General features: G+C 47.4%; 19 protein-coding genes and 1 pseudogene. 16 read left to right on the forward strand and 4 right to left on the reverse strand.

The window, feature by feature from the left end:
- The first annotated feature begins 144 nt into the window (after window positions 1–144).
- From ACFPIK_RS10710 to ACFPIK_RS10730, 5 genes are all read left to right on the forward strand, one after another.
- Window positions 145–3,354 (forward strand): DUF1553 domain-containing protein, encoded by a 3,210-nt coding sequence (locus ACFPIK_RS10710; protein WP_377915063.1) that lies wholly within the window; start codon window positions 145–147, stop codon window positions 3,352–3,354.
- A 1-nt stretch (window position 3,355) separates the two neighbouring features.
- Window positions 3,356–4,867, forward strand: a complete 1,512-nt coding sequence (locus ACFPIK_RS10715; RefSeq protein WP_377915065.1) for a DUF1501 domain-containing protein — start codon at window positions 3,356–3,358, stop codon at window positions 4,865–4,867.
- Between the two features lie 4 nt (window positions 4,868–4,871).
- Complete coding sequence (locus ACFPIK_RS10720; protein ID WP_377915067.1) at window positions 4,872–6,203, forward strand: c-type cytochrome domain-containing protein; 1,332 nt, start codon at window positions 4,872–4,874, stop codon at window positions 6,201–6,203.
- Window positions 6,204–6,352: 149 nt separating this feature from the next.
- Window positions 6,353–7,066: a hypothetical protein gene (locus ACFPIK_RS10725; RefSeq protein ID WP_377915069.1), complete on the forward strand. Its 714-nt coding sequence runs from the start codon at window positions 6,353–6,355 to the stop codon at window positions 7,064–7,066.
- A gap of 855 nt (window positions 7,067–7,921) precedes the next feature.
- On the forward strand, window positions 7,922–8,722 hold the full coding sequence (locus tag ACFPIK_RS10730; protein WP_377915071.1) for a Fic family protein: 801 nt from the start codon (window positions 7,922–7,924) through the stop codon (window positions 8,720–8,722).
- A gap of 316 nt (window positions 8,723–9,038) precedes the next feature.
- On the opposite strand, the gene ACFPIK_RS10735 is transcribed toward ACFPIK_RS10730, so the two are convergent.
- On the reverse strand, window positions 9,039–10,409 hold the full coding sequence (locus ACFPIK_RS10735; RefSeq protein WP_377915073.1) for a Gfo/Idh/MocA family protein: 1,371 nt from the start codon (window positions 10,407–10,409) through the stop codon (window positions 9,039–9,041).
- Window positions 10,410–10,546: 137 nt separating this feature from the next.
- On the opposite strand from ACFPIK_RS10735, the gene ACFPIK_RS10740 reads away from it, so the two are divergent.
- From ACFPIK_RS10740 to ACFPIK_RS10775, 8 genes are all read left to right on the forward strand, one after another.
- A complete protein-coding gene (locus ACFPIK_RS10740) occupies window positions 10,547–11,419 on the forward strand; it encodes a geranylgeranylglycerol-phosphate geranylgeranyltransferase (RefSeq protein ID WP_377915075.1) in 873 nt (290 codons plus the stop codon).
- 251 nt (window positions 11,420–11,670) lie between these two features.
- Window positions 11,671–11,901 carry a hypothetical protein gene (locus tag ACFPIK_RS10745; RefSeq protein ID WP_377915077.1) on the forward strand — a complete coding sequence of 77 codons (231 nt, stop codon included), beginning with the start codon at window positions 11,671–11,673 and terminating at the stop codon, window positions 11,899–11,901.
- Window positions 11,901–12,185 (forward strand): type II toxin-antitoxin system RelE/ParE family toxin, encoded by a 285-nt coding sequence (locus ACFPIK_RS10750; RefSeq protein ID WP_377915079.1) that lies wholly within the window; start codon window positions 11,901–11,903, stop codon window positions 12,183–12,185. Before ACFPIK_RS10745 ends, ACFPIK_RS10750 begins: the two co-directional genes overlap by 1 nt.
- 283 nt (window positions 12,186–12,468) lie before the next feature.
- Entirely contained in the window at window positions 12,469–13,551 is a 1,083-nt protein-coding gene (proB, locus tag ACFPIK_RS10755) for a glutamate 5-kinase (RefSeq protein WP_377915081.1), read from the forward strand.
- Entirely contained in the window at window positions 13,544–14,785 is a 1,242-nt protein-coding gene (locus ACFPIK_RS10760; protein WP_377915083.1) for a glutamate-5-semialdehyde dehydrogenase, read from the forward strand. The genes proB and ACFPIK_RS10760 overlap by 8 nt, the downstream gene beginning before the upstream one ends.
- A gap of 80 nt (window positions 14,786–14,865) precedes the next feature.
- Window positions 14,866–16,767 carry a DUF4153 domain-containing protein gene (locus ACFPIK_RS10765; protein WP_377915085.1) on the forward strand — a complete coding sequence of 634 codons (1,902 nt, stop codon included), beginning with the start codon at window positions 14,866–14,868 and terminating at the stop codon, window positions 16,765–16,767.
- Window positions 16,768–16,819: 52 nt separating this feature from the next.
- Complete coding sequence (locus ACFPIK_RS10770) at window positions 16,820–17,239, forward strand: rhodanese-like domain-containing protein (protein ID WP_377915087.1); 420 nt, start codon at window positions 16,820–16,822, stop codon at window positions 17,237–17,239.
- 135 nt (window positions 17,240–17,374) lie between these two features.
- Window positions 17,375–19,792: a penicillin acylase family protein gene (locus tag ACFPIK_RS10775; protein ID WP_377915089.1), complete on the forward strand. Its 2,418-nt coding sequence runs from the start codon at window positions 17,375–17,377 to the stop codon at window positions 19,790–19,792.
- Window positions 19,793–19,967: 175 nt separating this feature from the next.
- On the opposite strand, the gene ACFPIK_RS10780 is transcribed toward ACFPIK_RS10775, so the two are convergent.
- Entirely contained in the window at window positions 19,968–20,423 is a 456-nt protein-coding gene (locus tag ACFPIK_RS10780) for a hypothetical protein (RefSeq protein WP_377915091.1), read from the reverse strand.
- 147 nt (window positions 20,424–20,570) lie between these two features.
- Window positions 20,571–21,668: pseudogene (locus tag ACFPIK_RS10785) on the reverse strand (Gfo/Idh/MocA family protein).
- Between the two features lie 120 nt (window positions 21,669–21,788).
- Here ACFPIK_RS10785 and ACFPIK_RS10790 point away from each other — a divergent pair.
- Together ACFPIK_RS10790 and ACFPIK_RS10795 are read left to right on the forward strand one after the other, a co-directional pair.
- Complete coding sequence (locus tag ACFPIK_RS10790; protein WP_377915093.1) at window positions 21,789–22,244, forward strand: GlcG/HbpS family heme-binding protein; 456 nt, start codon at window positions 21,789–21,791, stop codon at window positions 22,242–22,244.
- 107 nt (window positions 22,245–22,351) lie between these two features.
- Complete coding sequence (locus tag ACFPIK_RS10795; RefSeq protein ID WP_377915095.1) at window positions 22,352–23,497, forward strand: aspartyl protease family protein; 1,146 nt, start codon at window positions 22,352–22,354, stop codon at window positions 23,495–23,497.
- 72 nt (window positions 23,498–23,569) lie between these two features.
- On the opposite strand, the gene ACFPIK_RS10800 is transcribed toward ACFPIK_RS10795, so the two are convergent.
- Window positions 23,570–24,607, reverse strand: a complete 1,038-nt coding sequence (locus ACFPIK_RS10800; protein ID WP_377915097.1) for a patatin-like phospholipase family protein — start codon at window positions 24,605–24,607, stop codon at window positions 23,570–23,572.
- 200 nt (window positions 24,608–24,807) lie between these two features.
- On the opposite strand from ACFPIK_RS10800, the gene ACFPIK_RS10805 reads away from it, so the two are divergent.
- Entirely contained in the window at window positions 24,808–25,773 is a 966-nt protein-coding gene (locus ACFPIK_RS10805) for an NAD(P)-dependent alcohol dehydrogenase (protein ID WP_377915099.1), read from the forward strand.
- Window position 25,774 lies beyond the last annotated feature (1 nt).

Genomic DNA, 25,774 nt, shown 5'->3' on the forward strand with positions numbered 1-25,774 from the left:
TTTTTTTGCTGAGGTATGAACACCAATAGTGGTATGGATCCCATAAAAATGGATCCTTTTAGAAACATTTTCCTAACCAAGCCCCACACCCCATGCAGGTAAATACCTGATTTTTCCTTAGTTTTTAGGGAGATTGACTTACCAATGATTTTGAGATTTCTTCCCCTCCTTTTTCTTGTTTTTATACTCGCCTCCTGCAGTCCCGAACTTCCGGAAGATGTTCAGATAGCTTATGAGGAATTGCCGGAAGCATTGGATTTCAATATCCACGTCAAACCCATCCTATCAGACAAATGCTTCGCCTGTCACGGACCTGACCTTGCTGCGCAAAAGGCAGGATTGAGCCTCCATACCGCCGAATTTGCTTTTGCTTCACTTAAGGATTCGCCGGGAAAAGTAGCCATCAAACCCGGAAGCCTCCGAAATAGCGAGGTGTTTCACCGGATCATTTCAGCCGATCCGGAGTACCAAATGCCCTCCAAAGAATCTAACCTTTCGCTAAGCCCAAAAGAAAAAGCCATCCTAATCAAGTGGATTGAAGACGGGGCCGAATACAAAAAGCACTGGGCCTTTATCACTCCCGAAAAACTCGAGGTACCAAAAGTCAAAGACAAGACCTGGCCCAAAAACCCCATCGACCAGTTTATGCTGAGCAAACTGGAATCGGAAGGCATCTCACCCTCACCGGAAGCTGACAAAGAAACGCTGCTCCGAAGACTAAGCCTCGACCTCATCGGATTGCCTCCTAGTGAGGCGGAAATGGATGCTTTCTTGGCCGACAAGTCCCCAAATGCCTATGAAAAACAGGTGGACAGACTGCTCAACTCTGTGCACTATGGAGAAAAAATGGCCCTCCACTGGATGGACGTTGCCCGCTATGCAGATACGCATGGCTACACGGTGGATCGCTTCCGCGACGCTTCTCCTTACCGGGACTGGGTGATTCGGGCATTCAACAAGAATCTTCCCTACGACCAGTTTATCCGAGATCAGCTCGCCGGAGACTTGCTTCCCAATCCTACAAAGGACCAACTGATCGCCACGGCTTTCAACCGTATCCATCCTCAAAATATGGAGGGAGGCATCGTCGAGGAGGAGTTTCGGGTGGAGTATGTGGTGGATCGCACGAGCACGATGGGACAAGCCTTTATGGCCCTCACGCTCGGCTGCGCACGTTGCCACGACCATAAATACGACCCGATTTCCCAGAAAAACTTCTTTGAACTCAGCAGCTTTTTCAACCAAGTCGACGAAGCTGGACAGATCTCTTGGGACGATGCCACGCCTGCCCCGACCATGCTGCTTACTGATGAGAAAAAGGATCAACTCCTTTCTTTCCTTTTAGGGGAAAAAGAAAAACAGGAAGCCCAACTGGCACAAACAGCAAAAGCAGAAGAGGCAGCTTTTCAGGCTTGGTTTACGGGAAAAGGGTATCAAAAAGACGCGAATCTAGAACTTCCTGCAAGCCGGGTGGCATTTTTCCATTTTGACCAAAACTCCATCCAAAACGCCCTCAAACCCGCTCAAAAAGGCAGCATGGAAAGCAGCGAGGTCAAAAATCAATTCCCAAGCTATGTGGAAGGCCGAAAGGGAAAAGGCATCCGACTCAATGGGGATGCCTGGCTCAATCTGGGCGAGGTGGGGATATTCTCCAGAAGTGAACCCTTCTCGGTCAGTACCTGGATTTCTGTTCCCAAAAACCTCACAGATGGCGTCATCTTCCACAAAGGTTCCGGAGCAGTACTTTACAACTGGCGGGGCTATCACCTCAGCTTGAAAAATAACCGTCTCGAGCTCTTAATGGCCCATACCGCGCCATATAACGCCATCACCAAACTCACCGAGCAGGACATCCCCCGAGATCAGTGGATCAACTTGACTTTGACGTATGACGGTTCGTCCAAGGCCAAGGGATTGAAAATTTTCCTCAATGGAAAAGAACTATCCACTGTCACCACCCACGATAATCTCTACAAAGACATCCTCTTCAAAGGCGGGCAACCCGGACTTCAAGTAGGTGCAGTATGGCGGGGAAAAGGCCTCAAGGAAGCCGTAGTGGATGAGATCAGCGTCTACGATCAGGAACTTTCTCCTTTGGAGGTTTTACAGATTTTCAACCCTACCGAATACAAAGTCCTCCTTTCCCGCGATCCGGAGCAACTGACCTCAGAGCAAAAGGCTTCGCTAAAAAAACTTTACCTGAATGCTCATTCCAAGGCCTATCAAGAGACGATGAACGCAGTGATCGCCAAGCGAAAAGCCTATTCCGATTCCGTGGAAGTGATCCCTGAACTAATGATCATGAAAGATCGGGCGCAACCCAGACCCACCTACATGCTCACCAGGGGAGAATACAGTCAGCATGGAGAGGAAGTATTTCCCAATACGCCGGAAAGCGTACTTCCCATGCCGGACAACCTGCCCAAAAACCGCCTCGGATTGGCTGAATGGCTGATTGACAAAAAGCACCCACTGACCGCTCGCGTCACGGTCAACCGCTTCTGGCAAAGCTATTTTGGAAAAGGACTGGTGGCCACCTCGGAGGATTTTGGCAATCAGGGTCAACTTCCCTCTCATCCCGAGTTGCTGGACTGGCTAGCGGTAGAATTTCAGGACTTGGGATGGGATGTCAAAGCCATGCAGCGCCTGATCGTCACCTCGGCTACCTATCGGCAAGCTTCCAAGAAACGCCCGGATTTGGAGGAAAAAGACCCAGAAAACATCCTCCTGGCCCGTGGTCCCTCAGTCAGATTACCCGCCGAATTGATCCGAGATCAGGCGCTGGCCGCTTCCGGTTTGCTGAATCGGGAAGTGGGGGGAAAAAGTGTGTTCCCTTATCAGCCCGAGGGACTTTGGAAAGTCAACGGAGCCCACTACCCTCAAGACACCGGCAAAAATCTCTACCGCCGAAGCCTCTACACTGTGTGGAAACGATCGGTGCACCACCCTACGATGGCAATCTTTGATGCGCCGGACCACAGCGTATCGGTGGGCAAGCGACAGGAAACCAACACGCCCTTGCAGGCTTTGGCTTTGCTCAATGATCCCACCTTTGTGGAAGCCTCCAAAGTACTTGGGGAGCAGATGTCTCGTTCATCCGATCCTCGTCAGGGGGTGGTCATGGCCTTCCGAAAACTCACCGGGAGAAAACCCCTCGAAAAAGAACTCCAACTCCTGGTGGACTTGAGAGAAAAGGAGCATCAAAAATTCAAAACCGATCCTGCCAAACTTAAGGGTTGGCTGACGACCGGGGAATACCGGATTTCCTCCACCCTCGATCCCAGTTTGGTAGCCGCCAACGCCGTCACGGCCAGTGCCATTCTCAATTCGGACGCTTTTCTAACCAAACGCTAACATGAGCCATCACCACCACGACGCCCCACTTCGCTCGACCAATGCAGACCTGCAGGAGATCGAGAAAAAAATGGACCGAAGGAGATTCTTGACCCGAACATCCTTGGGTATCGGTTCTTTGGCTTTGGGTTCGCTCATGGGCATGGAAAAGATCTTCGCCGGAAGCTCCCCTGCCGCACCACCTTCTTTGGAATCGATTCCTGCCAATTTGGGACTGCCTCATTTCATGCCCAAAGCCAAGCGGATCATCTACCTCTTCCAAAGCGGCGGCCCTTCCCAATTGGATCTGTATGACTACAAGCCCAAGCTCGTCGATCTTCACGGGCAAGAGCTCCCTGACTCGGTTCGGGATGGACAGCGACTCACCGGCATGAGCGCCGATCAGAGTTCCTTTCCCATGGCCGCCTCAGCCTTCAAATTTCAGCAATACGGACAAAGCCGCGCTTGGGTCTCCGAACTCATGCCCAAAACCGCCGAAATCGTCGACGAACTCTGCTTCATCAAAAGCATGCAGACCGCTCAGATCAACCATGATCCTGCGATTACTTTTTTCCAGACAGGACACCAACTCCCCGGCCGGCCCTCCATGGGTGCTTGGCTGAGCTACGGACTGGGTTCGGATAACCAAAACCTCCCGGCTTTCATCGTTTTGGTTTCCAAAAATGCCGTGCAGGATCAACCGCTTTACGCACGACTTTGGGGCAATGGCTTTCTCCCTTCCCAATACCAAGGCATCCAATTCCGCTCCGGAAAAGACCCTGTCCTCTATCTCGGTAATCCCGAAAACTATGACGGAAAAGACCGTCGGGAAATGCTCGATTACCTCAAGTCACTCAATGAAGTGCAACACGACACCTACGGAGATCCAGAAATCACCGCCCGCATCGCACAGTACGAGATGGCTTTCCGTATGCAAACTTCCGTGCCCGAGGTGACCGACATGAGCTCTGAGCCCGATTGGGTCTATGAGCTCTACGGGGAGGAAAGCCGTGACCCGGGGACCTATGCCGCCAACTGCCTCCTCGCCCGAAAACTCATCGAGAAAGACGTCAAGTTTGTGCAACTCTACCATCAGGGCTGGGATCAGCACGGCAACTTGCCCGGCGGTATCCGCAACCAGTGCCAAAAAACCGATCAGGCCACAGCAGCCTTGATCAAAGACCTCAAACAGCGCGGCTTATTGGAAGATACACTTGTGGTCTGGGGAGGAGAATTTGGAAGGACTGTGTACAGTCAAGGCACGCTCACGGTGGATAATTATGGGCGCGACCATCATCCCCGATCCTTCACCAAGTGGATGTGCGGGGCCGGAGTCAAGCCCGGAATGGTCTATGGGGAGACGGACGATTTTGGCTACAATGTGGTCAAAGACCCGGTGTCTGTCCACGACTTGCAGGCCACCATCCTGCATCTGTTTGGCATCGATCACGAGCGCCTTACCTTCAAGCATCAGGGACGCAGATTTAGGCTGACCGATGTGGAAGGCCATGTGGTAAACAAGATTTTGACCTGAGGCGATGGCAGATTGGATCACGTATATTGGGCGCTTTCATCCCCTGTGGGTACACCTGCCGATTGGTTTTTTGGTGCTTGCCGTACTGCTGAAGGCCTATGGAGATTGGCGGAAAAGCGATTCCTTTCGGGAGGCCGTTTCCTTTTCCCTGCTTTTGGGTACGGGAAGCGCAGCGATAGCCGCCACCTTTGGCTATTTGCTCTCCCAATCGGGAGGCTACGAAGGCAACCTGCTGGATATTCACCAAATCGGTGGTTGGGCAACGGTACTGCTAGCCGGACTGGCTTGGAGAATAAGCAGGGCCAACCGTGCCTTTTCGACGGCAGTTCAGTACCCCGTCTATGGACTCCTGCTCGTGGTACTTTCTGTGACAGGCCATTATGGAGGCAGTCTCACCCATGGTGCCGATTACCTGACGGCTTTTGCGCCTTTTGGAGAAAAAAAGGAATCCGAAGCCCGAATTCTGAACTCCCTCGAGGAAGCCATCCTCTACACGGATGTGGTGCAGCCCATCCTAAAAAACAAGTGCAGCAGTTGCCACCGTCCGGGAAAAGCCAAAGGTGAGCTTCTACTCGATAGCTATGAATCGCTTACGAAAGGGGGAGAAAACGGTCCTGTCATCCTGGCCGGGGATGCAGCCAAAAGCGAACTCATCCGCCGGGTCACCCTGCCGGAAAGCCACAAAGAGTTTATGCCTGCCGAAGGTAAAGAACCGCTCAGCCCCGAGGAAGTGGAATGGATCTCCTGGTGGATCGAACAAGGCAATGCCGACCCCAATCTGCTGCTTACCCAAAGCGCTCCCGAACTGATCGCCTGGGCCGAACCCCGACTGTCTATCCGCCAAGCAAGCACCTCGACTACCACTTCAATAGATACCGCACAAATTGGAAATTTGAAAAGAATGGGGTTCCGAGTGCGGGTGCTTTCCCAAGAGACTGGCGCCTTGGACGTAGTGCTTCCTGAGGAAGTGGCCCAAGGAAATGCGAGTGAATTTTTGAAAGCCTTGGCAACGATCAAGGACCAAATCCACTGGCTGAGCCTTGCCCAAACAGGTCTACAAGACGCCGACTTAAATCGAGTGGCTGAGTTTGCCAACCTGCGTCGCCTGCGAATCGAAAACAACCCCATCACCAATCAAGGATTGGCTTCCATTTCCCCACTCACCAAACTGGAAGTCCTCAACCTGAACGGCACCCAAATCACCGCCCAAGGCCTCTCTCAACTTATCCCTCTCAACAACCTCCAATCCCTCTACCTCTGGAATACCGGCATCCCATCAGGGGATCCATCTCTGAGTCAGTGGGAATTGGGTGTAGTGAAGGTGGTGGGGGATTAAATCAATCGGAAACCATCAAAGGAATTCTAACCTGGCTAAATCCAAACTCCTGCTTTTTTCATTATTTGATGAATTCCAGGCTAATTTCACCTAGTCTTTGCAACCCATCCCCTGACCTTTGCATCTCATAGAAAGTAAAAAATACTTCTATGAATCTAGGATTACGAACAGACAGGCACGTCGCCCAAAACCTACTTATTTACCTTTCCTTTCTTCTGATCGCGTGGATCGGAAGCCTGTATGGTAACGCCATCTCGGGAGATCATGCCTTTTTGAGAGTCTGGCAGGTAGATAATATTTTCATCCTCTTGTTGGGTCTCCCTTTTTTGCTGCTGCAAAGCAAGGTTAGTCTTCCTAACTTTTTTGAAACCGGAATCTCCAATAAAAATCGATTCCTGATTCCTGCTTTGATTGGGATGGTGTTTGGGATATTGGATATTCTGGTGATCAAAGTGTTGCTTCATCCTCAACCTTACACCGAGTTACCTCCCTATTTGCAGCCTTTTCCCTATTCCTTGTTTTTGTTTTTCTCCGGTGCCCTGGAGATCGAGGTATTCTATCGGTTGATTCCGCTGACTGTCTTTCTGGCGATTGGGACCTGGTATCAAAAAGGAAAATACCTCAACACCCTATTCTGGATCGGCGCAATCCTCACTTCCCTCCGAGAACCCTTGGAGCAACTTCCCGATGGGAGCTTTCTTTTGATTGTCTATTCTTTGGGAACAGGATTCTTGATGAACTTGCTTCAGGCGATCTATTTCAAAAATTCCGGATTCTTGGCTTCCCTGTCGGTAAGGTTGGGACACTACCTTTTTTGGCACATCCTCTTAGGGATCTATGTGGAGTTGGTGGAATTGGGGTAGACGAAAAGGATTGGAATCAGCTTCAAAAAATATAACTATATGTTCAACCCCTTCAGGGTTGCCTGATCCAAGGCATTTTCTTTCATTTTCCCCCAGTTGCACCGGGGATTGTTCATAGGTTCGATCCCTTCAGGATCTAAAAAAAACATTTTAACTCTTCCTACCTAGATGACCCCGACAGAGGCCTGCCTACCGGCAAAGGCAGGTCAAACTTTTCAATAACCATGGGTTATGGGTGAGCATACCGAACCCAAACCCGTGGAAAATACGGTTAGATAGTACATGGTTTTTACGACCCCATCGTGGGTCGAACACATCCTCAGATTTTCAACCAACCAAATTTTCTCTACAGTGTCGAGAGTATTAAGAGACCAAAAACAATTTCAGTCCACCTCTGTCTGAGTCCCTACTATCGGTTGGAATTTGTAATTCCCTCTCCGCGTTCGTTGCGCCTAAGCAGTGAATAATAAACTCGTAGCAGTATCCACCCTGCGCGGAAATCAGGTGGAAAGAGGAAAAAGTATGGAAGTTTTATTGACAAAAACCTGCAAAAAAAAGACCTCTTTGTCAATAAATTGTCAATAACCGTGTCAATAAAATCTCAGGACTGATTGTAAAATGAGCGTTCGACTGGGTGGGATTTGTAATTCCGCCCTACATTCGTTGGAATTTGTGATTTCCCGCTTGAAAATAAAATCCTTGCCTAAGCGGAGTTTGCAAACCTCGAAGTCAGGCTGGTTGAGCTTAACCCCACTTTTAACATTTCGGCAACGAGGGAAGACATTAAACTGGCGAATGGCAAAATGTTTTTGCAACTTACCGCAATCCAAGCAGGCCTTTCTAATCGATGAACTAATGAAAAAACTACTCAAGAAGGATTTGTTCGCGTCTTATTTATCCATGCTTGATGTTGATTTGGCAGAAGCCTTTTCTACCCTTAAGCAAAGGGAGTGGTCTGCCGCTAATTTTAAATTCGCCACGGCTGTTTCGGTGATGTCATCATCGCGGATTGAAGGAGAAACGCTAGAAGTGGACAGCTATGTAAAGCATAAGGTACTGGATATCGAATATCTGCCCAACCTTACCGAAAAGCCAAATGACTTATATGCTGCCTATGAATTTGCCCGGGACAACCGTTTGAACCTTCCCAATTTTTACCAAGCACACAGCATTGCCACGAAGCATTTACTTCCCGAGCATCTGAGAGGGAAAGTAAGGACGGGTAATATGCTTATCATGGAGCAGCAAACCCAAAGTATTCGATATGAAGCGGCATCGTCATACCTGGTAAAGGCAGAGTTTGAGCGGTTTTGGAAAGAGGTGGAAACGCTGCTGGCTGAACCACTGAAGACTGAGGAGGTGTTTTACTATGCTTCTTTTATTCACTTGGTTTTTGTGAAAATTCATCCGATTAATGATGGCAACGGAAGAACGGCCCGCTTACTTGAAAAATGGTTTTTGAGCAGCCATCTAGGTCAAAACGCATGGTATATCAGTAGCGAACTTTTTTATTATAACCAGCTGAATGACTACTACAATAATCTTGCTCGTATCGGTTTGTTCTATGAAGAATTGAGGTATGAGAAGGCCTTGCCATTTCTGTTGATGCTGCCTAAAGCCATGGAAATACATCAAAAAAGCAATACGAATAACTAATCGAGCTCAATCTAAACCACGAGCTAAGCAAGCATTATCTGAAGAAAACGCTAGGTTTACCCATTAAATCCCGACAGGGAGTGGAATTATTGCCCCCATTTTAGTGTAAAATTAAGTGTTTGACTGGGCGGGATTTGTAATTCTCCTCTCTGCGTTCTCTTCGCCCCTGACTGCCGTCAGGCAGGTCCGCGGTGAATCCAAAAAAAAATCCCGCGAAGCCACTGCCCCGCGGGATCAATCCGAAATCCGAAATCAAATATCCGAAACTTGTACTGAGCACTTGCACTGAGCGTAGCCGAAGTGTGTCGAAGTATCGTTAAGCTCCTCTTCCACTAGCCGCCAACGGAATATCCGTAAGATCCTGAATCTTGATCGGCTTGCCTTGCTCGATGGAATTGCGGGCGGCAATACCTACCAGACAGGACATGGCCCCATCGCGGCTACCGGCTGACTGCCTCCATGGATCGGGTTTGCTAGGGTCGAGGAAAAGCTTGTCCTTCAGTCGGGTATCACCTCCTCCATGTCCGCCACCGCCCTGAGGCACAGTGATGATGGACCGCTCTCCAAAGTTTTTGACCAACACGAGTTCGTCTTCATTCTTTTCATCCCAAGGCTGACTTTCCTTGATCCAGGCTTCCAAACGACCTTGGGTACCATTAAAAGCAATTCGGTAACCTTCGTAAGGCGAGTAAGTGGTGAGGGAGTAGCTCACTTGTACGTTGTTTTTGTACTTGATCTGCACGGCCATCTTATCATAGATGTCGATCTCTTCCCTGAACACACAGCCGTCTCGATGGTAACCATCGTATTGTTCATTTTCCACATAAAGTTTGGTCAGGTGTTCATTCCTGGTGATGTCCCAGTGGAAATCGCACTTGGAAGCGTGAGGACAGCCACGGCAGGTTTTTGATCGGAAGGGGCCGTTTTTACCATAAAACTCCAGCGAACCGTATGCAAATACCTCCTCCGGATCGGAGTCCAGCCACCAGTTGAGCAAGTCAAAATGGTGCGTGGATTTATGTACGAGAAGCGTACCTCCAAACTCCTTTCTTCCATGCCATCTGCGGAAGTAGTCTGCCCCGTGTGAGGTATCCAAATACCAGTGGAAATCCACCGAAGTGATGGTTCCGATTTCTCCGGCACGGAGTAATTCATAGAGTTTTTGACGATGGGGAGAATAGCGGTAGTTGAAGGTGACGATGAGTTTTTTGCCTGACTTACGCTCCGCATCTAGGATGGCTTTGACTTTGACTTCGTCAGTGGTCATGGGCTTTTCGGAGATCACATTCATGCCTGCCAGGAGTCCCTTGACAATAAACTCATGGTGTGTGCTGTCCATGGTGGTCACGATGAGCACATCCGGCTTGGTCTCCTTGAGCATTTGATCCGCACTGAGAAACAGTGGACAATCGACACCCATAAAGGTTTTGCCATACTTCATTCGCCCCTCGTTTTTATCCGAAAGACCGACAAATTCCACCTGATCTTTGTAGGCCCGGATCACGTCTCTGCCCCACATGGCCAGACCTCTCACACCGGTGCCCACCATGGCAAGCTTCATCTTCTGACCAGGTTTGTCAAAGATGGATAGCGCTTGGGCCACGGGATGTAAAAAAAGTGAACCTGCGAGAGCACTGCCTGATATGGCAATGAAATCTCTGCGGGATTGTTTTTCAGTTTTATTCATGGGTTAATGGGTTTTCATGCTAAGATTTTCAAGATAGGAAATAGAGAAAAGGGATGCTTCAAAAGTTACGGAAACGATTTTCCTGATCAGATATCCGGTAAATCCCTATTCCCTGAGACTTTTCCTTTATTTTAGCGATGGAAGGCATTATCATGGAGCGAACGCTATCGGTCAGGGGACTTTTTAGAATCAGCAGACCCATCAATCTGTTGATGGTGGCATTTGCACAGTTGATGACTGCGCATTTTCTGATTGAGACGACAGCTGAGGGATTGCCTGTATTACAGGATTTCCGCCTGTATCTTCTCGCCCTGACGACAGTCATCATCACGGCCGCCGGCTACATGATCAATGACTATTACGATGTGAAAATTGATTACATCAACCGCCCTCAGGAGGTAGTGGTGGGAAAGGGTATCAAACGGCGAGTGGTTATTTTCCTGCACACCTTGTTCAATTTTACAGCAATCGGCTTGGGCTACTTGATCTCTCCGCGGATTGCCCTGATCAATTTTCTGGCAGCTTTTCTCCTCTGGATCTACAGCAATCAGCTCAAGCGGGAACCATTCATCGGTAATCTCACGGTGGCCTTTCTGACGGGTTTTTCGGTGTATTTGGTGGCATTCTACTACCAGAAAAATGAATTGCTGGTCTTGACCTATGCCATATTTGCCTTTTTCCTCAATTTGATCCGGGAGATCATCAAAGACATCGAAGACCGACATGGAGATCGACTCCACGGGTGTCGCACCCTGCCCATTGTGATCGGATTCCGCAAAACCAAACAAGTGATTTTTGTGGTGGCTATTTGCTTTGTCGGAGCGATTTTGACGGTGACTTTCCAGATCGACAACCCCCATTTGTTCTACTACTTTGGTGCTTTGGGTTTCGTGTTCGTCTGGTTTATGTGGAAAGTTTATCAAGCAGACCGTCGGGAACACTTCACCCGACTCAGTGCTTGGGCCAAAGTGATGATGCTCGTGGGTACGATGAGTATGGCGTTTCTTTGATTTGGGATTTCGGATTTCAGATTTCGGATTTACGATACTTCGACTAGGCTCAGTACAAGTTTCGGATTTATGACATATCGAGGAACTCCAATCCCCTATTTCAGCGCGAAGCGCTTTATTTCTATTGTATTTCGATCGTATTTCAAAAATTGGAATCACCAAAAAACCGAATAGAAAAGCCTGAAACTCAAGATTGTCTTTACTTACCCAATTCAAACATGTAGATTTGATTCAATTAATTATGAAAAACCATGGGCACGATACAATTAAAATCTGACCTTCAGAAAATCATTGAACAAATTGATAATGAGCAACTTTTACAAACAGTCTATGATTTCCTCAAGCAAAGAGAAGATTCAAAAGAAGGAGAATTCTGGAAATCCTTGACAGAGGATCAAAAAAGGGAAATCTATCTTTCGTATGAAGAATCCGAAGATGACAAAGGTCTGATTGCTTGGGACAGCCTAAAGAAAAAATACTAGTGGAAGTATATGTCACTCCGCGGGCTGAAAAAAACTTTGATTCCATAGTGGAATATATCAACCACAAATGGGGTGAAAGGACTGTCAAAGAGTTTATCCATAAAGTGGATGAGATTTTTAGAATCCTAAAAACGCAGCCCCTTATCGGCAAGGTTGAAATAGAAGACATCAGAGGCGTTCAACTTTCACCTCAAACCAGAATTCTTTATAGAATCCGAGGAAATAAAATCATCATTTTATCATTTTTTGATGTTCGGAAAAACCCAAAGAAAAAGTTTAAATGAAGTGGTTGGTTAGATCCAAGACCCTGACGCTCGTGGGTACGATGAGTATGGCGTTTCTTTGATTTGGGATTTCGGATTTGGGATTTCGGATTTACGATACTTCGACTAGATTCAGTACAAGTTTCGGATATACGACATATCGAAGAACTTCACCTCCCCTATTTCAGCGCGAAGCGCTTTATTTCTATTGTATTTCAATCATATTTCCATTTTTCATCTCAAAAACCAACTTTTTTAGCAATTCCTCATCCAATCACTTATTTTCATGCAAATTTTCTAACAAATGTTTGATTCCAAAGTAGCGGTGATCAAAATCGGATCCAATGTCTTAACGCAGTCCAACGGTCTTCCTGACTTGGAGCGAATGGGGCATTTGGTCACTCAGATCCAAGGATTGATCGCTCAGGGCAAAAAAATCGTACTGGTAAGTTCGGGGGCCGTAGCTTTTGGCAGGCAGTCCATCGCTCTACCCGAAAAGCTTAACCCTGTCTTCAAAAAGCAAATTTGGGCCTCGACCGGACAGATCAAGCTGATCAACCAATACCAGGAACTGTTTGGCAAACTGAATCAACCTATTGCGCAGATTTTGGTGACCAAGGAGGACTTCCGCGACCGGAAGCACTTTCTCAACATGAAAAATTGCGTCGAAGCACTGCTCCAGCAGGGAATCTTACCCATCATTAATGAAAACGATACGGTGACAATCACCGAACTTATGTTCACCGACAATGATGAGCTGGCCAGCCTCACCGCAGCCATGATCAATGCGGATACCATGATTCTCCTGACCAATGTGGATGGGATATTCACCGGGAATCCTTCAGAACCGGGATCTCAACTGATCGAAAAAGTCGCCTCTTCCATGCATGAGGTCAGCAGTTATATTTCTGCCACTAAGTCTTCCTTTGGGCGGGGCGGAATGCTGACCAAGTATGCGATGGCTAAAAAATCAGCCGATTTGGGCATCCAAGTCATCATCGCCAACGGAAAAAAAGACGGGGTCCTCAGCGCCTTTGCAGCTAAATCACTTCGTTGCACCTGGTTTGAACCCCAAAAAGTAAAACACGCCACCAAAAAATGGCTGGCACACGGGGCTCAATACTACAAAGCCGAGATCACCATCAATGAAGGCGCAAAAGCCTCACTGACTTCTTCCGTGATCCGGAGTCTTTTGCCGGTTGGAATTACGAAGATCGAAGGGGAATTTTCCAAGGGCGATATTCTCCTCATCCGGGATGAAAAAGGTGAAAAAATCGGCTTAGGCCGTGCGGAATATGCTTCCAAATTGGCCCTCGAACGGCTTGGCCAAAAAAACCAAAAAGCCCTGATCCATTACGATTACCTCTACCTTTTCGACCATGACTGAGTTTGAATCCATCTTCAGGGAAGTTCAGCAAAGCAGCCGCAAACTCAATAGAGTAAGTGAAGAAACGGTGCAAGCCGTCCTGAGCGACTTGGCCGAGTTGGCAGTGGAAAAAGTAGATTTTCTGCTTGCAACCAACCGTCAGGATTTGGAACGCATGGATCCACAAAATCCCATGTACGACCGTCTTTTGCTGAATGAAAGCAGGATCCAGTCCATTGCCAATGAGATGCTCCAAGTCAAAAATCTACCAACCCCTTTGGGAATCTTACTGGAAAGACGAACACTGGAAAACGGGCTTGAGCTTAGTAAAGTGACCGTGCCCTTGGGTGTGATCGGGATCATCTACGAGGCGAGGCCCAATGTCACTTTTGACGTCTTTGCACTTGCACTCAAATCGGGAAATGGACTTGTGCTAAAGGGGGGTTCGGATGCCGACTTTTCCAATCGGGCTATCTTAAGCCTGATCCATCAGGTCTTAGAAAAGCATGGAGTTCCAAGCGGAGCCTTTCAACTTTTGCCTCCTGACCGTGCGGCGACCAAAGCCCTATTGGAAGCTGTCGGATTTGTGGACGTGATCATTCCTCGGGGTTCGCAGGGCTTGATTGACTTTGTACGGCAGAATGCCAAAGTACCCGTGATCGAAACTGGTGCAGGCATCGTCCATACCTATGTGGATGAAACGGCGAATTTGGATAAAGCGAAAGCCATCCTTCACAATGCCAAAACCCGCCGTCCTAGCGTCTGCAATTCCCTGGACTGTCTGATCATACATGAAAGTCGATTGGATGACTTATCGGAACTGATCCAACCCATGCTGAAAAGTGGAGTGGAGATTTTTGCGGATGAAAAGGCTTTTGCTCAACTTCCTTTAAGTCCTCAAATCCACTTGGCCCAATCGGAGCATTTTGGCACCGAATTTCTCAGCCTCAAGCTTTCCATCAAGACCGTCCAAAACCTGGACGAAGCCCTGGATCATATCGCCATGTATTCCTCCAAGCACTCGGAAGCGATTCTTTCAGAAAATCCCCAAGCGATCGAACGCTTTCTCAACGAGGTAGATGCCGCCGCGGTCTACGCCAATGCCTCCACAGGATTTACCGACGGCAATCAGTTTGGACTTGGAGCGGAAATCGGCATCAGCACCCAAAAACTCCATGCCCGAGGCCCCATGGCCCTCCGCGAACTCACGAGCTACAAGTGGATCGTAAGAGGAAGCGGGCAGATTAGAAGCTGATTTTTCCGAAAACTGGGAAAGGCACAGGCCTCGCAATCCTGTGAAATTTGCAGTAACTTCCTCTGCAAACCCACCTGACTATGAAATTCCCAACCCTTCAGCGACTCAATGAGGAGAGTCTCCGAGCAGCACATCGATTTCCGCTGAGTCTGCTCAGCTCCATCTTGGCAACGATCCTGCTGATTTATATCGTGGAGAAAGACTCTTTCACAGATAATCTCCCACTTTTAAACCTGTTGATGACCTTTGCTTTGGGGATTCCACTCTTCTTTTCGGCGGAAATTTTCTCAGAAAAAATCAAGCTCAGCTTTAACAAAAAGATCCTTTTTTGGGGATTGGGGATAGTTGCTTTGCTATTGATTTACCTGAGTTTCCCTACAGACCTGTCTCCGGGGACTACCCGTGCTCCCTACATCCGATATGTGATTTACAATCTTGCGCTACATCTAACCGTATCCTTTGTGCCTTTTTTGGAAAAGGGAAATTTGGAAGGATTCTGGAACTACAACAAGACCTTGTTTATCCGATTCGTATTGGCTGTATTCTTCTCTCAGGTGATCAGCACTGGTATTACCATGGCATTTGGGGCTTTGGATCTCCTTTTTGATGTCAAAATGAATCCCAAGACCTACACTGAAATCTTCATCCTGACTTATGGGATTTTCAACACTTGGTATTTTCTGGCAGGCATTCCCAAGGATTTTGATAAAGAATCATCCACTGGCACTTATCCGAAAGGGCTGAAAATCTTTACCCAGTTTATTCTGATTCCACTTCTGCTACTCTATCTGGCCATTTTGTATGCCTATGGGGCCAAAATCATGTTCACCTGGGACTGGCCACGAGGCATCGTCACCTATTTGATTATTGCCATTTCAGTTCTGGGAATCTTCACGAATCTGCTCCTCTTTCCTTACCAGAAAGAACAAGAAGGCGGCTGGATCAAAGGCTTTTACAAGGCCTTTTACTACCTGTTGATTCCACTTACCGCCCTGCTATTTATCGCCATCTGGATACGGATTGAGGACTATGGTCTTACGGTCAACCGCTACATCATCGTGTTGATGGGGATTTGGTTGGGATTGATTTCTCTCTACTTTATCCTTGGGTTTAAAAGCATCAAAACTGTCCCGATCTCTCTTGCTGTAGCGATGCTATTGGCTTCGTTTGGGCCTTGGGGCATGTTTTCCTGGAGCGAAAGAAACCAAGTTCGGCGCTTGGAAAACATCCTGACTGAATCGGGAATCCTGGAAAATAGCAGAATCAAAAATGAGGTTTCCTGGAAAAAATCCTCCGACTCCACACTCATCGCCTCCTCCAAACGCGAGCTGAACACCCTACCAAAAGACCAACTGAACGAAGTCAATTCGATCATCCATTACCTGGAAAGCTACCATGGCATGGAAGCTCTTTTTCCTTGGATAGCTCCGGAAACGGCCGATTATTTCGAATCAAAAGATATCATCGAACCAAGCCATGCACAGCTGATGGCCGAAACGCTCGGAATCAAATACCTTTTGCCCTACAACTCCTACGACTCAGTAGGATCTGATTCCAACGAGTACACCGAATTCTCTTCTATCCATTCTGAATCTGTAGAGGTCAGCGGATACGATCACCTGATCCGATTTGTCATTTATCCAAGCTATGAGCGAGGTGAGGTAGAGGAGCTACGTACCGGGCCGGATTATTCCTTTACTAAGCCAATCGCAATCGACGAAAACCTGATATTGACTTGGAAAGGCAAGGAAATCAATCTTCAAACCGCAGCATTTATGGAATCTCTTACTCAAAAGCATGGAGGAGGACTCCATCCTTCACTTCCTCAGGAATCCTTGACTCAGCTGGTGAAGGAGGACAGTTTGGAGATCAAAGTCGTCTATAAAAAGATCGGATTCAATCAGGTGAAAGATCAGAAAGCAAGCTATGAACGACTCAGCGGCCTAGTATTGATCAGAAAAATGGGACCTTCTGTGCCCTAACTCACCTAAAGTAGCCTAGTAACCGCATTAGCTTTGCATCAAATCAAGCACTATGAAAAAATTTATCCTTCCAGTTTTCGCTTTCGTCTTAACGATCAACGCTTGCAGCACTGACAAATCCAGTTCTCAATCTGCTGAGCAGACGACCTCCTCAGCCACAGTAGTCAACTTGTCTGCCAAGGAGTTTTCGGAGAAAAGCCCATCCGGCACCATCCTCGATGTGCGAACTCCCGGAGAAGTAGCACAGGGAAAAATCGAAGGTGCTGTGGTCATTGACTTTTACCAGCCTGATTTCATGGAGCAGGTAAGCAAAATCTCCAAAGACCAGGAAATCTACCTCTACTGTGCCGTGGGCGCCCGAAGCGAGGAAGCCGCACAAATGCTGGTGCAACAAGGATATACCAAAGTCTACCATCTGCAGGGAGGAATACAGGCTTGGTATCAAAACGGATATCCTATCAGCCAAAACTAAACCGTAGGTTATCTCTAAACATCAAGGCCGATTCAGACGAATTCGGCCCTTTTCTTTTGACTGACAATCCGCTGGTCGAAAAGGATTTGGTGACTTGGAATTTTCTTTGAAACTTATTCCAAATCACCCACAGCCATGAAACAGATCCTTTTGGCAGGATGGACAGGCTTTCTGCTCCTGGCCTCACTTACGGCTTTTTCCCAAAACCTCTCCATCCATGGACTCCATCAGCCTGTGGAAGTCTATCGGGACTCGAGTGGAATCAACCATATTTTTGCCCAAAACGAACACGATCTGTTCTTTTCCCAAGGCTATCTTGCGGCCAAGGATCGGCTTTTTCAATTTGAACTCTGGAGAAGACAGGCGACAGGAACTTTGGCTGAAATCCTGGGAGAACGCGAACTGGACCGTGATCGCGGCGCTCGACTTTTTAGGTTCAGAGGAGATAAAAAACAAGAGCTCAACCATTACCATCCCCGAGGAGAGCAGATCGTGGATGCCTTCGTGGCCGGAGTCAATCAATACATTTTGGAAGCCAGAAACACTCCGGAAAGCCTCCCGATAGAATTTAAAATGCTTCAGATTCTTCCTGAATTTTGGACTTGGGAGGTGGTGATTTCACGACATCAAGGGCTTCTAGGCAATTCTCCGGAAGAGCTCAACATCAGCAGAATTGTAAGCCTGATCGGGGAGGAAGCAACCAAAAAACTATTCCATTTTCATCCCAATGAACCTGATTTGAATTTAGACCCAAGTATTCCAAAAGAACTGCTTTTCAAAAATATCCTTCAGCCTTACCAAGCTTTTCGCGCAGCGGTGGTTTTCAAACCTGAGGATATTCAACCCGAGTTTAGAAAAAATCAAGCCGAGTTTGAAAAGACACTTGCCGAGTGGAAAGCTGAAACAGATTTTAATTTGGAGGCCGATGCCTTTGCGATGGGAAGCAATAATTGGGTGGTCTCAGGGAGCAAAACGGAAAGCGGGTTTCCCTTCATGGCCAATGACCCTCATCGTCTTCTGGCAGTGCCATCCCTCCGGTACTGGGTACATCTGAACGCTCCGGGCTGGAATGCAATTGGAGGAGGCGAACCCGTTATCCCGGGGATTTCCATAGGACATAATGATTACGGAGCTTGGGGTCTGACTATTTTTTCCACCGACTTTGAAGATATCCGGGTTTATGATCTTCATCCCGAAGATTCGGAAAAATACTGGCATAAGGGACAGTGGCTTAGTTTTCAAGTTATCCGAGACAGCATCCAAGTAAAAGGAATGGGGAAAATTCCTGTCATCCACAGGTATTCAGTTCATGGACCCGTAACTTTCATAGACCCGGAATTACGCAAAGCAGTGGCCTTAGAAAGTGCCTGGCTGGAGTATGGCGGTGCTCCTTATCTGGCAAGTCTCAGTATGAATCAGGCAAAAACCTGGGAAGAATTTCAGGCCGCTTGTACCCTCAATCATGTACCTGCAGAAAATATGATTTGGGCTGATCGACAAGGAAATATCGGTTGGCAAGCCACCGGCATCCCTCCTATCCGAAAGGGGTTTTCCGGCTTGGTGGCAACATCGGGTGATGGCAGCAGGGAATGGGAAGGGTATCTACCGATAGCGAAGCGGCCGTCAGATTTCAATCCGGCAACAGGCTTTATTGCTACAGCCAATGAAAATGTCACCCCAAAAGATTATGCCCACCCTGAAGCTCTCGGCTATGAGTGGTCGGATGATTTTCGGGGAAAAAGAATCCAAGAAGTCTTGAGTCAAAACCGGAAATTTACTCTCGAAGAAATGGGCAGACTGCAAAATGACTATCTGTCCCTTCCTGCAAAGAAACTTGTTCCCTTCCTTCGGCGACTAAGTTTCTCCGATCCTCAAGTGGATTCTTTACGAAACACCTTATTCATTTGGGATTTTCGATTGGAGAAAAATTCCATACAGGCAGCAGTGTATGTGATGTGGGAGCGAGACCTGCGATCTCGAATCAGCGACCTTGTCGTACCAAAGGAAGTTGCTCCCTATTTTGGAAATGCTTCCCTGACACTCATCTTGGACTGGATGGAAAACCCGGGAAAAATCTTTGCCTCCCATCCTGAAAAAGCCCGGAATGAGGCTCTCCAAAAAAGCTTTGAAAACGCCATCACTACCCTCCGGGTCAAACTAGGTTCCGATCTGAAAAACTGGCAATACGGTCAGGCCGCGTACAAACACGCCTTGATTCGGCATCCATTATCCGCAGCTGTGAATGCTGATTGGGAGAAAAAGTTAAACCACGGCCCCCTTCCCCGAGGAGGATACAGTTTTACCCCAGCTGCCAATGCCTATGGGGACAACAATTCCTCCGGGGCATCCTTTCGGATTTTGGTAGATACTCAGGATTGGGAGAAAACCCAAGGCATCAATACCCCTGGGCAAAGTGGGAATCCTGACAGTCCATTCTATGGTAATCTGTTCCCGATTTGGGCAACAGATGGCTTTTTCCCGGTCTATTTTGATAAAGCAAAAATTCAAAAATCAGCTTTTGAAAAAGCAATTCTTCAACCCGGAAAACGATAGGAACTGCATTACTCTGCCAAAAAAGGAGGTTGTCTCATTAGTATCGTTTGTCACATTGGGTGTAGTCGAAATGTTGTACCAATTACTGTAAATGGCCTTAGACTTCGAGACTCACGTCTCTCAGATGCTCAGGCAGACTCCAATATGCCTTTTGAAACAACCTCTTTTTCCTAATTCAATACACCTCCAAAATTCGATACCTCACCCCGCTGAATTCGAAGCAATCACCTTCTTTTTTTCCTTTCATCAGGTGGTAAATAGGTGCCTTGGTTGATATGCCAAAAAAAGATTGACCATTGACTTCTGCAAAATCCACCGATGTAGAAATGAAGAAAATACGCTGATCTGTGACCACCACTGCCCCAAGCTCTACTTCATCACTTTGCTTGTCTTCATCGATCTTTTCCAGCATCATCAATTCATTTTTCAGAAACATCAACTCATGTTCCATTCTCACCAGCATCTCATTACGCTCTGGTGTACCTCGATGATCCTGACTGGCAATGTCGTCATGTCTTGTGATCTCAGCTCTCAGATTTTTGACCTCATGCTCAAAATCCGATATAATCAGCTGCTGCTTGATCAGGCAAGCGTGCAGCATTTGGGCTTTGGAAATGCGGGTATCTGTCATGGCGGTAGGGATTAAGATGCTTACCAATACTAGTCATGAAATCTAAGATAAAAGATGATCAAAGTCACACTATCCTGTGATTTTAAACCCATGATTATCAGCTACGGAGAATTCTTTTTTCGAAAGAAATTCTGTGTAGACTTGACCCTAGATCATTACCCTTTTGCCGGTACTTGCACATTCCAAAATCGCCTCTACGATACGAATATCTCATAGCCCTTCCTCACCCGGCACTGGCATGGGTTTATTCCCCATGATTGCCAAAGAGTCGGCATCCATCTGCATGGCTTGCTGCATGGGTACCTCGTAGGGGAAGTTGATTTCTCCTAATGGGCTTTTTCCTTTGTTGCCGGCATAGCCTTGGAAAGGGGACATTTCAATCGTTCCCTTTTCACACTCGATCTTGAGGTGATTGATGTTTTCAAAGAAACTGGTCTTGACCTTTCCTACTACTCCACCTGGAAACTCCAACTCAGCTTCTACAATTTCACCCAAGCCATCCTTATAGATTTCAGGTCTTTCGGCCCATACTTTGGCTGATTTGACAGCGATAGGCTCTAGCTGTGTACCAAGCCTAGCCCCCTGAATGGAATATACTCCCATGTCATAGATCACTCCTCCGCCCATTTCTCTCATCTGCTTCCAGTGGTTGGTCCGTCCTTCTCGGTAACCAGCCGCACAATCTACCGACTTCACTTTTCCAAGCTTTTGCTCCCTGATGATCTTCATGTAGGCTTGAGTATTAGGTTCGTGCTGACAGCGGTAACCTATGGAAAGACTTACCCCGTTGGCTTTGCAGGCATCGATCATCGCCTGACATTCAGCCACGGTAACGGCCATGGGCTTTTCACACCAGACTTGTTTTTTGGCAGCCGCGGCACGCTCCACATATTCCCGGTGCATGGAGGGAGGCAGGACGATATAGATCACATCGATATCCGGATTATCCCTGATCGAGTCAAAGTTTTGGTAGTTGTAAATGTTCTTTTCAGGGATATTGTACTTGGCTTTCCAAGCTTCCGCCTTGGATGGTGTACCTGTCACGATGCCAGCAAGATAGCAGTGCTTGGTCAACTGAAGTGCCGGAGCAAGGAGGTCGGTGCTGTAATAGCCTAAGCCCACCAAGGCCACTCCAAGCTTATCTTTTTTGATCGATTCGCCACAAGCCAATAAACCAAGAGGTGAAAATAATCCCAGGCCAGTAGCCAAACCGAGGGTTTTGAGTGTATCGCGTCTAGTTGTCATAGGAAAAAGAGTTTGATGAGTTAAGATAGCCTTTAATCGGTTTTTGGAAAAATCAGCTCATTGTTGCAAAAGAGATTCCCATAGAAATAGCCTAAATTCATCCAATTCAATCCTCTCCCCATGAAAAAACTCCTGCTCCTCGCACTGTTTTGTTTGCCTCTTTTGGCTTTTTCACAGACCAAACCCTACCTGACCCTTGCTGATGCTCAGCGTATTTCCGATGCTGCTGAGGCGAAAGCCAAAGCAGAAGGATGGAATGTCGTGATCGCTATCCTAGACGATGGAGGCCATTTGATTTCGCTGCGCAAAATGGATGGCGTACAGATCGGTTCGGTAGAAGTCGCTCAGGCAAAAGCCAAATCAGCGGTATTTTTCAAGCGGTCTACCAAGATTTTTGAAGATGCCATGAAAGGCGAAGGAGGCAGCCGAATTGCCACGCTTCCCAATGCCGTGGGCGTAGAAGGTGGCCTTCCTATTTTCAAGGACGGGATTATTGTCGGTGCCATCGGGATCTCAGGAGTCACCTCAGCACAAGACGGCATCATTGCCCAGGCTGGAGTCGAGGCCTATCAATGATCAGTGAAAAACCTATTTTACCCTTCGCCCAACCATCTTTTCCTTCGCTGAGCCTACTTCCCTAACACAAACTTTTGTGTCCTCGTTGGGATACAAAAACTGATCTTATGCAAATCATTTCCAAAAGAGTTTTTATTCTCCTCCTACTTTTCATATCAGCTTATGGAACCCATGCACAGGAATCTGTCTACACGTTTCCTTTTCACTTGGAGTCCAGCTTGCTGGTGTTTGAAGGAACAATGAATGGCGTTCCCACAAAGTTTGCATTCGATACCGGGGCAGCGATGGGCATGGCCAATTCGCTGAGCGAGCCTAGCGGCAAATTGAAAGTCAAAGGGAAGAAAATCACCTTACGCGACTCCAATAACCAACTCCAAAAAGTGCCTACCGGACTGACCAAAGAGCTGGAAATCGGAGGAGTGAAAATCGAAAAAGTGAGAAGCTTGGTCAATGACATGGACTTTCTCTTTTGCATGGACTTCTTCCTCCTAGGTCAGGATGTAATCAAACAGCTCAATTGGGAGATCGACTTTGAAAAGATGCAAATCCGCGTTTCCAAAGCCCCTTTCCCCACCAATCCTACATGGAAAAAACTACCCATCCAGTACAAAGGAGGAAGACCGCATGTAACTTTGAGCTTTGAAAACCTCACACTACCCGATGCCTTGGTAGACTTTGGCTACGTGAGGGTGATGGATTTTCCGGATCATCTACCTGAGATTCAAACCTTCTTAAGCCTCAAAGACAGCCTCGGCCTGAGCAATCCCAACATCAGTACCTCCATGGGCGCGGTGAGCCAAAGCACCTATCCTACCCGATCCATTTGGGTGGATAGCCTTCAGCTGGGAGACGAAATTTTCCCACGAGTACCCATCGATTTTGAAGAAAGCTCCTACCCTAAGATTGGTGTGGGATTTTTCGAAGTTTTCAGTACCAAAACCATCCTCAACCACTCCGAAATGGCCTATTACCTGGAACTCAGGACCAAACCGGAATTTGAAGAAACTACCCATATCGGGGTCATGTACGAAGACGGCAAACTGATTCTCAACTCCAAGCCACAAGGATTGACTCCACAGGATGCGATGATCGAAGTCGGAGAGGAAATCAAGTCCATCAATGGCTTCTCAGCCGCAGACTTTGATGGAATCTGCAGCTATTTCAAATGGTCTGTCAAGCAAAAGCCAAATCCAGTAGAATTGGTAAAAATGGACGGAACCAAACTTTTTTTTGAAAAAATCCCACTGAAATAGTCCTTTCCCAACTATCAAAAAAGCCTTCTTGGGCTCTCCAAGAAGGCTTTTGTAGGTAGCTGAATTCCACTATCAGGCGTATTCCACCAACTTTTTGGCAATAGCATTCAATTGATCCTGATTTCTGGAAACTGACAACAGCCCATCTTCATGCAGGGCTTTGAGGTTTTGTAGATCGGCCTTATCCATATCAGCGCTGGCGTTTTGTAGCACAGGTTCGATTCGATAGTAATCCTCTGAGTGCTTTGCAGGCAGAGTTCCATAGATCTTTCTCAATTGATAATCCACCGTCTCTGAGTTGCCACTCATCATGATGTCGATCAACGGCTGCACCCACTTCATGAGACCCGCGTCTTTAAATTCCTTGAAGTAGTACGGTGTCTTTACCGAACCTGTGCCCAAAGAGACAATCATCATATCCTTGGCAGAAGGCATCTTAGGTTTATTTTCATTCTTGAGAATTGCAGCAAAGTCCAGTTTTCTGCATTCAGCATAGGCACAAAGAGATGGGTTATTGGCAAAAACACCTCCATCGATTAGCGTGTGAGGCGTACCAAAAATCGAGTAAATATGTGCAGGTTCAAAATACGTTGGCGCAGCGGAAGTTGCCCTGGCCACGTCTCGGAAGTAGAAGTCACCTACGTCACTCTGGGCCTTTTCGCTGGTGAGGAAAAAAGCTGTCCTGTTGCGGATATCATAGCTTGTGACCAAGCATGGCTTTTTAGCCTCACTCAGTCGAGTTTCGCCAAAATAGGTAAACAAAGCCCTCTCCAACTCCTTTTGCGAATAGCGCTCATCACGGAGACCTCCCATTCGCTTGACCTTTTCACCGACTGTGACGTCGAAAATCTCATCACCCTGATCCAGGTAGAGATCAAGGGCTTCTTTGGCCGAAAAGCGGTATCCCCCATTTGCATCGGGACACAGCATGATCAGACCCAAAATACCACCCGTACTGGTACCAGCTACAAAATCGAAATACTCGCCGATTTTGGCATCCGGATTTCCGGTGAGCTGTCGAATCTGGCGCTCGAGGAAGGTGAGGATGGTTCCCGGTAAAATGCCGCGGATACCTCCTCCGTCAATGGATAAAACTCTTACTTTTTTCATAAAAATGAGGGTTAAAAACTGATTGGAATCTACTCTTCATCTCCTTCAATTCCAAAAATTTACTTTCAGAATTATGAATGAATTGCTGTGATGTAAAGTCAAAAACAAAGAACTTTCCATCAGTTCATTTACTCAACCGCTATACGAGTAGCATAAAAACTTCCTTTTCCGTCTTTTCATTTCACACAGATTTTCCTGCCATGCGCGCCGCCATACGATACCACTACTGCTCCCCTGAATCACTGACTGTAGGCGAATTGTCCACTCCTCAACCTAAGGCTGATGAAGTTTTGATCAGGGTAAAAACCACCACGGTCAACCGGACCGATGTAGGTGTACTAACTGGAAAACCCTACGCTATACGTGCTTTTGCCGGACTGACCAAACCGAAAATCCCTGTGACAGGAACCGATTTTGCGGGAATAGTGGAGCAGGTAGGTGCGGAGGTCAGTCGATTTCGGGTGGGTGATCGCGTATGGGGATTCGATGACAATGGAGCGGGAACGCATGCTGAATACGTCTGCTTTTCTGAAAAAAAGGCCATTCTCCCCATTCCCGCGGGTTGGGACTTTCCTGAGATTGTAGCCTGTGCCGAAGCCGCTCATTACGCGGTTAACTTTCTCAATAAAGTGACCATTGAGCCCGGAATGAAGGTACTGGTCAATGGGGGAACCGGCGCCATTGGATCGGCTGCCATCCAATTGCTGAAAGCTCAACAGGTCGAGGTCACAGCGGTATGTTTTGAAAAAGACATGGCCCTGGTTCAGGCTTTGGGTCCAGATCGGGTGATCGCTCTAGAGAAAGTGGATTTTACCCAAGAAAACAAAACCTATGACTTCGTACTGGATGCGGTTGGCAAAAGCCGTTTTACCCTTTGTATTCCCATCCTGAGTCCCAAAGGGATCTATATTTCATCCGAACTCGGACCCAATTGGGAGAATATCTGGCTGGCCTTGTTTTCTACTTTTGGTAAGGGACAAAAAGTGATCTTTCCCATACCGATCCATATTCTGGAGAGTATGAAACTCATCACGTCGCTGATCGAAAAAGGTCAGTTCCGACCACTCATCGATGAAAGAGGGTTCACTTTGGCTCAGGTCTCAGAGGCTTTTGACTATGTGGCTTCGGGACAAAAAATCGGAAATGTGATTTTGGAAATCCCCTGAG

It is taken from the genome of Algoriphagus aquatilis, assembly GCF_042657405.1.
GTDB lineage: Bacteria > Bacteroidota > Bacteroidia > Cytophagales > Cyclobacteriaceae > Algoriphagus > Algoriphagus aquatilis.

Bases quoted from the DNA above. Each gene is read 5' to 3' on its own strand.
- ACFPIK_RS10710 (WP_377915063.1), top strand. From the start codon at position 145: ATGATTTTGAGATTTCTTCCCCTCCTTTTTCTTGTTTTTATACTCGCC.
- ACFPIK_RS10715 (WP_377915065.1), top strand. From the start codon at position 3,356: ATGAGCCATCACCACCACGACGCCCCACTTCGCTCGACCAATGCAGAC.
- ACFPIK_RS10720 (WP_377915067.1), top strand. From the start codon at position 4,872: ATGGCAGATTGGATCACGTATATTGGGCGCTTTCATCCCCTGTGGGTA.
- ACFPIK_RS10725 (WP_377915069.1), top strand. From the start codon at position 6,353: ATGAATCTAGGATTACGAACAGACAGGCACGTCGCCCAAAACCTACTT.
- ACFPIK_RS10730 (WP_377915071.1), top strand. From the start codon at position 7,922: ATGAAAAAACTACTCAAGAAGGATTTGTTCGCGTCTTATTTATCCATG.
- ACFPIK_RS10735 (WP_377915073.1), bottom strand. From the start codon at position 10,409: ATGAATAAAACTGAAAAACAATCCCGCAGAGATTTCATTGCCATATCA.
- ACFPIK_RS10740 (WP_377915075.1), top strand. From the start codon at position 10,547: ATGGAAGGCATTATCATGGAGCGAACGCTATCGGTCAGGGGACTTTTT.
- ACFPIK_RS10745 (WP_377915077.1), top strand. From the start codon at position 11,671: ATGGGCACGATACAATTAAAATCTGACCTTCAGAAAATCATTGAACAA.
- proB (WP_377915081.1), top strand. From the start codon at position 12,469: ATGTTTGATTCCAAAGTAGCGGTGATCAAAATCGGATCCAATGTCTTA.
- ACFPIK_RS10760 (WP_377915083.1), top strand. From the start codon at position 13,544: ATGACTGAGTTTGAATCCATCTTCAGGGAAGTTCAGCAAAGCAGCCGC.
- ACFPIK_RS10765 (WP_377915085.1), top strand. From the start codon at position 14,866: ATGAAATTCCCAACCCTTCAGCGACTCAATGAGGAGAGTCTCCGAGCA.
- ACFPIK_RS10770 (WP_377915087.1), top strand. From the start codon at position 16,820: ATGAAAAAATTTATCCTTCCAGTTTTCGCTTTCGTCTTAACGATCAAC.
- ACFPIK_RS10775 (WP_377915089.1), top strand. From the start codon at position 17,375: ATGAAACAGATCCTTTTGGCAGGATGGACAGGCTTTCTGCTCCTGGCC.
- ACFPIK_RS10780 (WP_377915091.1), bottom strand. From the start codon at position 20,423: ATGACAGATACCCGCATTTCCAAAGCCCAAATGCTGCACGCTTGCCTG.
- ACFPIK_RS10790 (WP_377915093.1), top strand. From the start codon at position 21,789: ATGAAAAAACTCCTGCTCCTCGCACTGTTTTGTTTGCCTCTTTTGGCT.
- ACFPIK_RS10795 (WP_377915095.1), top strand. From the start codon at position 22,352: ATGCAAATCATTTCCAAAAGAGTTTTTATTCTCCTCCTACTTTTCATA.
- ACFPIK_RS10800 (WP_377915097.1), bottom strand. From the start codon at position 24,607: ATGAAAAAAGTAAGAGTTTTATCCATTGACGGAGGAGGTATCCGCGGC.
- ACFPIK_RS10805 (WP_377915099.1), top strand. From the start codon at position 24,808: ATGCGCGCCGCCATACGATACCACTACTGCTCCCCTGAATCACTGACT.